Origin of the sequence: Formosimonas limnophila (assembly GCF_014652675.1) — a bacterium.
GTDB classification, from domain to species: Bacteria; Pseudomonadota; Gammaproteobacteria; order Burkholderiales; family Burkholderiaceae; genus Hydromonas; species Hydromonas limnophila.
In genome coordinates, this window is the sequence record NZ_BMZG01000013.1 from 36,295 (window position 1) to 44,876 (window position 8,582).

Here is an 8,582-nt window from a genome sequence, read left to right on the forward strand (position 1 = left end):
ACTTACTCACAAGGCCTGTCTCTATGTGGTTCACCAAAGTCAGTATCAGAAACCCCGTGTTTGCCGTCATGATGATGTTGGCATTGGTGGTTTTGGGCGTCATCGGCTATCAAAAAATGGCGGTTGATGAGTTTCCTGAAGTGACCTTGCCTGTGATTGTGGTGCAAACCACCTATGCGGGTGCTGCGCCAACCTCGGTTGAGAATGATGTATCGCGGCCGATTGAAGAGGCATTGAATACTGTCAATGGCATCAAAACACTCACTTCACGATCGTATGAGGGGGTGTCTGTGGTGGTGGCTCAGTTTGAGCTCAATACGGACATGGATCAAGCCATGCAAGACGTGCGGGCAAAAATTGATCGGGCCAAACGTAGTCTGCGTGATGAAGTCGACGATCCCGTGGTGTCACAAAATGACCCCAATGCCGCGCCGATTATGTCATTGGTCGTCACGACCAGCAACAATCGCAGCTTACGCGAATTAACCGACATCGCGGAAAACACCATCAAACCACGCCTGCAAACAGCATCGGGTGTGGGTGAAGTGAGCGTTTTTGGAGGCGTGACTCGCCAAATCAACATCATTTTGGATGCGAATAAATTAGAAAGTTTGGGCATTGGTGTGGATGCGATTGCCAATGCGATTAAGGCCGCGAATCAAGAGCTGCCTGCTGGGACGATTGACAACCAAGAGAAACAAATCATCGTGCAGGTCAAAGGCCGAATCGTTGACCTTGAGGGCTTTAGGCGGCTGGTCATCGGAGTACGTGGTGGCCAACCTGTGTACTTGTCTCAAGTGGCGACAGTTGAGGACGGTATCAAAGAAAAAAGTAGTGCATCACTGACTGATGGTCAACCAACACTGGCATTGTCCATCTCTAAATCCAGTGGAACGAACACGCTTTCGGTTGCCACAGGTATTCGCGCGGTGCTTGATGATTTAAAGCGAAATTTGCCGGCAGACATTGATATTGCGGTGCGCACAGATCAGTCGGTGTCGATTAAGTCGAGTGTGGATGAGGTGCGTAATACGATTTTTGAAGGCGCGATTCTCACCATCATGATTGTGTTTTTATTTTTGCATTCATGGCGCAGCACCGTGATTACCGCGTTGACCTTGCCTGTTGCCATGATTGGGACGTTTGCGTTTATTTCTTTGCTTGGCTACACGATCAACACCATGACGCTGATGGCACTGTCTTTGTCTGTCGGTTTGTTGATTGATGATGCGATTGTGGTGCGTGAAAACATTGTGCGCCATGTGCAGATGGGCAAAGATCATTACACCGCTTCACTTGATGGCACGAAGGAAATTGCTTTGGCGGTACTCGCGACCACGCTGAGTATTGTGGCTGTGTTTTTACCGATTGCTTACATGAATGGTGTGATTGGGCAGTTTTTTCACCCATTTGGCATCACGGTGGTGGTGGCGGTTTTGCTTTCGATGTTTGTCTCATTCACACTTGACCCGATGTTGTCTTCTATTTGGTACGACCCTGAAGCGAATAAGCCTTTGGAAAAACGACGTGGTGCGAAAGTTTTGGTCTGGTTTGAGGGTTATGTTGAGCGATTTTCTCAGACCTACCAGCGTTTATTGGGGTGGTCTTTGCGTCATCGGTTGGCCACTTTGGCCATTGCGTTGGGGACGTTTTTAAGCAGCTTTCTCATCATTCCGCTCATTGGCACGGAGTTTTTGCCACAGGGTGATTATTCAGAAATGAATATCAGTTTCAAAACGCCGGTGGGCAGTACGCTTGAGCAAACGACAGCAAAAACCCAACAGGTTCAAGAAGTCCTGAAAAGCGAGTTCCCGGAGGTTGACTACAGTTTTGCTCGAATCGGTGGTGGTACGTCGGGCAGTAATTCAGCTCGAATCAATATTCGCTTGGTACCAAAAGGTGAGCGCTCTCGCTCAACAGATGAGCTCAAAACTGCCGTACGTGGTCGTTTGAGTCAAATCGCTGGCATCAGTATCTCAAAGGTGGCAGGTCAAGAAGGCGGTCCATCAGGCAGCAACAAGCAGCTGGTCTATAACATTCAAGGTCCTGACTTAACGCGGCTCGAAGCCTACAGCAAAGAGGCGATGGTTAAGCTGAAAGAAGTCTCAGGTGTGCAAGATTTGGAGTCATCTGTGGCTGAAAAAAAGCCGGCCATTGACCTTAAAGTGGATGCCCAACGTGCCGCGGATCTTGGTGTGAACACCACTGGCTTGGCGAACACGCTGGCCAACTTGGTCACGGGCGATACTGCGGGTACATGGCGTGCCCCGAATGATGAAGATTACGATATCTCACTGCGCTTGTCAGAGTCTCAGCGCGCGCAACCCGCAGACATTGCTAACTTGCGCATAGCCAGCGGTGCGACCAATGCCGATGGCTCGCTTGTACTGGTTCGGGTTGGTGATGTGGCGACATTGACTGAGGGTGAGACGGCCAATGAAATTGTGCGCCAGAACCTTGTACGTCAGATTCAAATTGATGCCAATCCTGCGGGACGCAGCTCGGGCGATGTGGCCAAAGACATGGAAGCGGTTCTGTCCAAAATGAAATGGGACATGGGTTATCGCTACGTCGTTTCTGGTGATTCTCAGGATCAAAAAGAGTCAAGTGGCTATGCTCTAACCGCTTTGGCAATTGCGGTGGTGTTCATTTACATGGTACTGGCGTCGCAGTTCAATAGTATTTTGCAGCCTGTGGCCATTATGAGTACGTTGCCTTTGTCGTTGATTGGTGTTTTTTTGGCACTACTGATTTTCAAATCGTCACTTAATATGTTCTCTATGGTGGGTTTCGTGCTGCTCATGGGGTTGGTAACGAAAAATGCTATTTTATTAATCGACTTCATTAACCAAGCGCGTGCCGAAGGCTCATCGCGCACAGAGGCCATCATGGAAGCGGCGAAGATACGTTTGCGACCGATTCTTATGACCACACTTGCTATGATTTTTGGGATGTTTCCGCTGGCGCTGGCACTCGGTGACGGCGCGGAGCGTCGTGCACCGATGGGACAGGCGGTGATTGGCGGTACGATTACTTCGACGCTGCTGACTTTGGTGGTGGTGCCCGTGGTCTACACCTACTTGGATGATTGGGGACACAAGTTGCGCAAAATATTTGCCAAAAACAATCCTGATCCCCACACACACTGAAGCACTGAATAAAAACTGAGGGAAGTTCGATGAAACGAGACGCACTGTTTAACATGATTGAGCAGCAAATTCGGCCATGGGATGTGCACGATACTGCGGTATTGGCAGCGTTGAATGACGTCCCTCGTGCGCCGTTCTTGCCTATAACGCATCGGTCATTTGCCTATATGGATACGGATTTGCCGTTGGTGATTGATGGGGTGGACACGGGTACGCGTTTGTTGCCGCCTCGCGTGGTGGCTCGCATTGTTCAAAGCTTGTCACTTCAATCCACCGATGAAGTGGGTTTGGTGGGGTTGGGTGACGGTTATCTCGCGGCTTTACTGGCCCGGTTTGCACGCAGTGTGACAGTCTATGAGCTTGATGAGCGCACTTTACAATTCGCACAGAAAAATTTGAATGCGCATCATGTGCGCAACATTAATTTTGAGTTATCAGATGGTTTGAAGCACAGTAGTGAGAAATTCGATGCCTTTGTGTTGGCAGGCAGTGTGTCGGTGCTGACTGATGCCATCAAGCAAAAAATCAAAGTGAGTGGGCGGATGTTTGCGGTAATTGGTGCTGCTGATGCACCTGTTATGCACGCCTGTTTGGTAGAGCGTGAATCAGAGAACAGTTGGTCATCAACTGTTTTGTTTGAAACGCTTGTGCCTGCATTGAAGCAGCCAAACCCAAGCAACACCTTTCGATTTTAAGTGTCTGCCATGAAAAAAACCAGTTTAGTCATCAGTGTGTTCGGTCTTGCCAGTGCTTTATTGGTCAGGCCAGTGTACGCGCTTGATTTATGGCAGGCTTATGAGTTGGCGCAAGCCAATGATGCAACGTATCAGGCTGCCAGCGCACAAAAAATAGCCACCGATGAGCAAAAGAAGCAAGCTCGCGCGGTACTTTTGCCTACGGTTGTCGCGGCAGGGGCGTTAAGATCAACCCGCGAAACCTTTCATAATCAAGACAGGGTGTCTGAAACGTATCCTGCCAGTGCCTCTGTGACGCTCACTCAGCCTTTGATTCAACTCGATAGTTTGACGGCGTTCAAACAGGTCAAATCCAATATCAATATTGGCGAGCTGACATTGCAAGCAGCTCGTCAGGATTTGATTTCTCGGGTTGTGCAGGCTTATTGCAATGCACTCTTGACTCAAAAGATAGCGCAAGTGTCGATGGACAAACAGACCACTGCTGAGCAACAGCGCAAAATGGCACAACGCAATTTTGATGTGGGCAATACCACCATCATTGACGTTCAAGAAGCTACGGCTGCTTATCATCGTGCTGAAGCTGAGGCGATTACGGCAAAAAGCAATGCGGATAATGCCTTAGCCTCGTTAGAGGACATGATTGGCCAGCCCATTAATGAGCCTTTGGCGGCGCTTACTGCATCGTTCAAGCTCAAAATGCCCGTGCCAGATAGCCAAGCTAAATGGGTGGAGCGTGCTCAAGCCGAAAACTATAATGTGCGCATTGCAAAACTCTCTTTGGACATTGCCAAGCTCGAAGTAACCAAGCGCGCTCAAGCACGTTTACCCAAGCTTGATTTTGTGGCCAGCCAGACGTGGAAAGCCACACAACTGAATCACGACAAAGATGTTAAAAGTCGAGTCACCAGTGTCGGACTCGAATTGTCCATGCCTATTTTTGATGGTGGTTTGATTGGTGCACAGGTCCGCGAAGCAGAAGCATTGGCAACCAAAAGCATTCAAACGGTGCGAAGCATACAAACGCAGGTGGCTCAGAGCACGCGAAGCTCATACAACCAAGCTGTTTCTGGCCTAAAGACCATCGCGGCGCTAGAGGAGGCTCAAAAAGCGTCCGCTGCATCGGTGCGCTCCAACCTCATTGGCTATGATTTGGGTATGCGGATCAACATTGATGTGCTTAATGCGCAACAAACCGACGCTCAGACCAAGATTGATTTGGCACAGGCTCAGTACAATACTATCATCGGTAATGTGAACTTAAAAGCAGCGATTGGTCAATTGCATGACGACGATGTGCGCTACATTAATCAGTTTTTGGAGTCATCTCCTGAAACACTGAGAGAGCAAGAAGTTGAGTCTGCCTCATTACAACAACTAAATGATCCCAAAAGCACCAGCCGCACGGTTGTTGTTAAGAGCACCCAATAGCGGGTCGCCTGCTCTTGAAAATGCTTGGGGTTTTGTGAATACTCAAATGCCACGTCATGTGGCTTTCCAGCTATGACTCAGATCTGAATAGACTGGATGTTCTAAATGAGGGTTGTAGGCAAAAGAACTTTCTTGCGATTTTGATAATTGCTCTTCTATTTACTGCGTGGTTTATCTAGGCTCTTGTAATCCCATCGTGCATTGATGTCAGAAAATCTTCAGCATAGCAAAACAAAGTGCTCACTTGGGCTGATTTTTATGCAAATACAGCCTAAGCCTAACTTAGGCAAGTGTCAACTTTAGTTGACAGTGGTCATTTAAGCACAATAAAATAAACCATTATTAAAATGGGTGTATAGTACGAATAGCAATTTACTTAGATTGAAAAAGACCAAGTGAAGCATCACATGGTTTATTTCAATCACTAAGCTCCGACTCAAGTGCTCACTTTGAAACTTCTTGAAAATTGCCTGTCGTAGTTTAATTCACGATAATAATTTAGTTTTTAAACTCCCCTCAAATTTAAATTGAGGTGTGTTTTTCATTTTCCAATACACAAAGAAAGCAAAGGAAATTTATGAGTTACACTATTCGTTTAAGTAAATTAGCATTGCCATTTATATTTCTGCTCGCCAGCAACCAATCATCTCTAGCTGCTGGTGGTGGTGCGATCATCGTTGATCCAGGCGCGAAGGAGGGCAAGCATTTTGATCCAAAAGGAAAAATGCCATCAGAATTTACAATTGAATTGCAAAACGGTTTACGCAAATCGTTGCCGTTTGATGATAAAACTGATTTCGAAGAAGCAAAAAAGGGTTTTATAGCTGCTCCCAATTACAAACAAATTATGGCTGAAGCTGGTAACGTTGCTTGGGACATGGGCAGCTATGATTACCTGTTAAAGGAAGGCGAAAATTTTGACAGCATTCACCCATCTTTACAACGTCAAGCTATTTTGAATATGGCCTATGGGCTATATGAAGTAGTCCCAGGGAAAATCTACCAAGTCCGTGGTTTTGATTTGGCAAACATCAGTTTCGTGAAAACAAACAAAGGTTGGATTGTATTTGACCCATTGACCGCTAAAGAAACAGCTAAAGCAGCCTTGGACTTCATTAACGAAAAACTGGGCAAACGACCTGTAGTGGCCGTTGTGTATTCACATTCTCATGCGGACCATTTTGGTGGTGTGCGTGGTGTCGTGGATGAGGCGGACGTGAGAAGCGGCAAAGTACCTGTTATTGCCCCAGCAGGCTTTATGGAGCATGCTGTTGCTGAAAATGTATATGCGGGCAATGCCATGAACCGACGGATGTTCTTTCAATATGGCGTATTATTGCCGCGTAGCCCATTTGGCCATGTTGATCAATCCATTGGCAAAAACACGGCTTCGGGTAATTTAGGCTTAATCGAACCATCTCGATATGTGTCAAAAGACTTCGAGACTATTACAATTGATGGCGTGGCCATGGAGTTTCAAAGCACGCCTGGTACAGAAGCTCCTTCTGAAATGAACACTTGGTTTCCTCAATTTAAAGCATTTTGGGCTGCTGAAAACATCACAGGCACAATTCACAATATTTATACGCTACGCGGTGCCTTGGTACGTGACCCTCTAGCTTGGTCTAAACATATTAATAACGCTTTGTATCGTTACGGTACACAAGCAGAATACATGTTTGCATCACATTCATGGCCACGTTTTGGCAACCAACGTGTCCAAGATGTCATGCGCACCCAACGCGATGCTTATGCTCATTTGAACAATCAAGTCTTGCATTTGGCTAATCAAGGTGTCACTATCAATGAAGTTCACAATGAATATCAAGTACCCGATTCCTTGAAAAATAAGTGGCACGCCCATAGTTATCATGGCTCGGAAGAGCACAATAGTCGCGCAGTCATCAATCGCTACTTAGGCTATTGGGATGCCAATCCTGCAACATTGATTCCTTTGTCACCCAGAGACTCAGCCCCTTTGTATGTTGAAATGATGGGGGGTGCTAAGAAAATCATAAGAAAAGCCAAAGAGCTCAATGACAAAGGCGAATACAGAGCAGCAATGGAGATTTTGAACAAGCTGGTTTATGCTGAACCAACAAACCAAGAGGCTAAAGACTTATTGGCGGACTCTTTTGAGCAAATCGGCTACCAAAAAGAAAGCCCTAGTGTTCGGAACAGCTTTTTGGCTGCTGCTTATGAGCTGCGTCATGGCATGCCATCTGGCACACCACCGAAGTCAAATGGACCAGATATGATTAAAGCGATGGCGACCGAGTTATGGTTAAACTCATTGGCAATTGCCATGGACGTTAAAAAAGTAGATGGCGTTAATTTTGTCATGAACCTTGTGCTGCCAGATAACGGTGAAAAATTTGTTGTGGAGTTAAGCAACAGCGCACTCACAAACATCAAGGGCCAACAGGCAACTAAGCCTGACTTAACGCTAACTATCAATCGCACTGAGCTGGAAAAAATCATGGGTGGGACTGCAACTTTTGATCAGCTCATTGCAGATGGTAAAGCTAAACTTGACGGCGATCGTAAATATTTTGATTTACTACGTACGTCTATTGTCCGCTTTGTGCCTAATTTTGAATTACTACCAGGTACAAAATCACCTGAGTCAAACCATCACCATAAGACCGCCGCTGATCCCTTCGAAGCAAGTGAGTTAGCAGACACCAGTGGGGGTTAACTTTTAACAGTGGTATTGTTTTAGTGGCCTGTTGTTAATAAAATGGGGGAGCATCTGTTCTGTGTTCTCCCATTTTGTATTTCCCGTACTTAGCCACCTCCACTCATAGAGCTTAAATTCCGATACTAATACCTGTCAGTGCGTTGTGCAAGGTTATAGCCCCCCTCCCAAAATGGCGAAAATTACTGATGCAATGATATGGATCATTTTAGGGTTAAGTCCCAAAATTGCTGTAAATTTCACGAAATTGCCTTTCGTAGTTTAATTCGCGGTTTAATAAAGGAGGAATGATGAAAAAAAATATTCTCATTTTTATAGTCGCTCAAGCTTGTTTAGTAACACTTATTTTTTATTATGTGGAAAGCACAAGATACGTTTTTTTAATCTGCATGTATTTCAGTAATTGGTTAATTTATGGAGCGACTAAGAATTATTATAATTTCAGCGAAAATTATCGTGCGATAACCTACGTGAACAGTCAGTGACGTCCTCCCAAAAAAGTGTATCAGGGATAATTAGAAAAAAGCGGTTAAACTGAGCCAAACGAAGAGGAGAAGCTCATGAAGACCAGCAAGTTTACGGAAGAACAAATTGCCTTTGCGCTGCATC

The 8,582-nt window shown here is 46.1% G+C and carries 4 protein-coding genes; all 4 read left to right on the top strand.

Features of this window, described 5'->3' with window-relative positions; translation table 11 throughout:
* The first annotated feature begins 23 nt into the window (after positions 1-23).
* The 4 genes from IE082_RS10365 to IE082_RS10380 all read left to right on the top strand — a co-directional run bounded on the left by IE082_RS10365 (position 24) and on the right by IE082_RS10380 (position 7,973).
* A complete protein-coding gene (locus tag IE082_RS10365; RefSeq protein WP_189493842.1) occupies positions 24-3,149 on the top strand; it encodes an efflux RND transporter permease subunit in 3,126 nt (1,041 codons plus the stop codon).
* A gap of 29 nt (positions 3,150-3,178) precedes the next feature.
* On the top strand, positions 3,179-3,844 hold the full coding sequence (locus tag IE082_RS10370; RefSeq protein ID WP_189493843.1) for a protein-L-isoaspartate O-methyltransferase family protein: 666 nt from the start codon (positions 3,179-3,181) through the stop codon (positions 3,842-3,844).
* Between the two features lie 9 nt (positions 3,845-3,853).
* Complete coding sequence (locus tag IE082_RS10375) at positions 3,854-5,275, top strand: TolC family outer membrane protein (protein WP_189493844.1); 1,422 nt, start codon at positions 3,854-3,856, stop codon at positions 5,273-5,275.
* Positions 5,276-5,852: 577 nt separating this feature from the next.
* A complete protein-coding gene (locus tag IE082_RS10380; protein WP_229809822.1) occupies positions 5,853-7,973 on the top strand; it encodes an alkyl/aryl-sulfatase in 2,121 nt (706 codons plus the stop codon).
* Positions 7,974-8,582 lie beyond the last annotated feature (609 nt).

Coding starts and splice junctions, on each gene's coding strand:
- IE082_RS10380 (WP_229809822.1), top strand. CDS start 5,853: ATGAGTTACACTATTCGTTTAAGTAAATTAGCATTGCCATTTATATTT.
- IE082_RS10365 (WP_189493842.1), top strand. CDS start 24: ATGTGGTTCACCAAAGTCAGTATCAGAAACCCCGTGTTTGCCGTCATG.
- IE082_RS10370 (WP_189493843.1), top strand. CDS start 3,179: ATGAAACGAGACGCACTGTTTAACATGATTGAGCAGCAAATTCGGCCA.
- IE082_RS10375 (WP_189493844.1), top strand. CDS start 3,854: ATGAAAAAAACCAGTTTAGTCATCAGTGTGTTCGGTCTTGCCAGTGCT.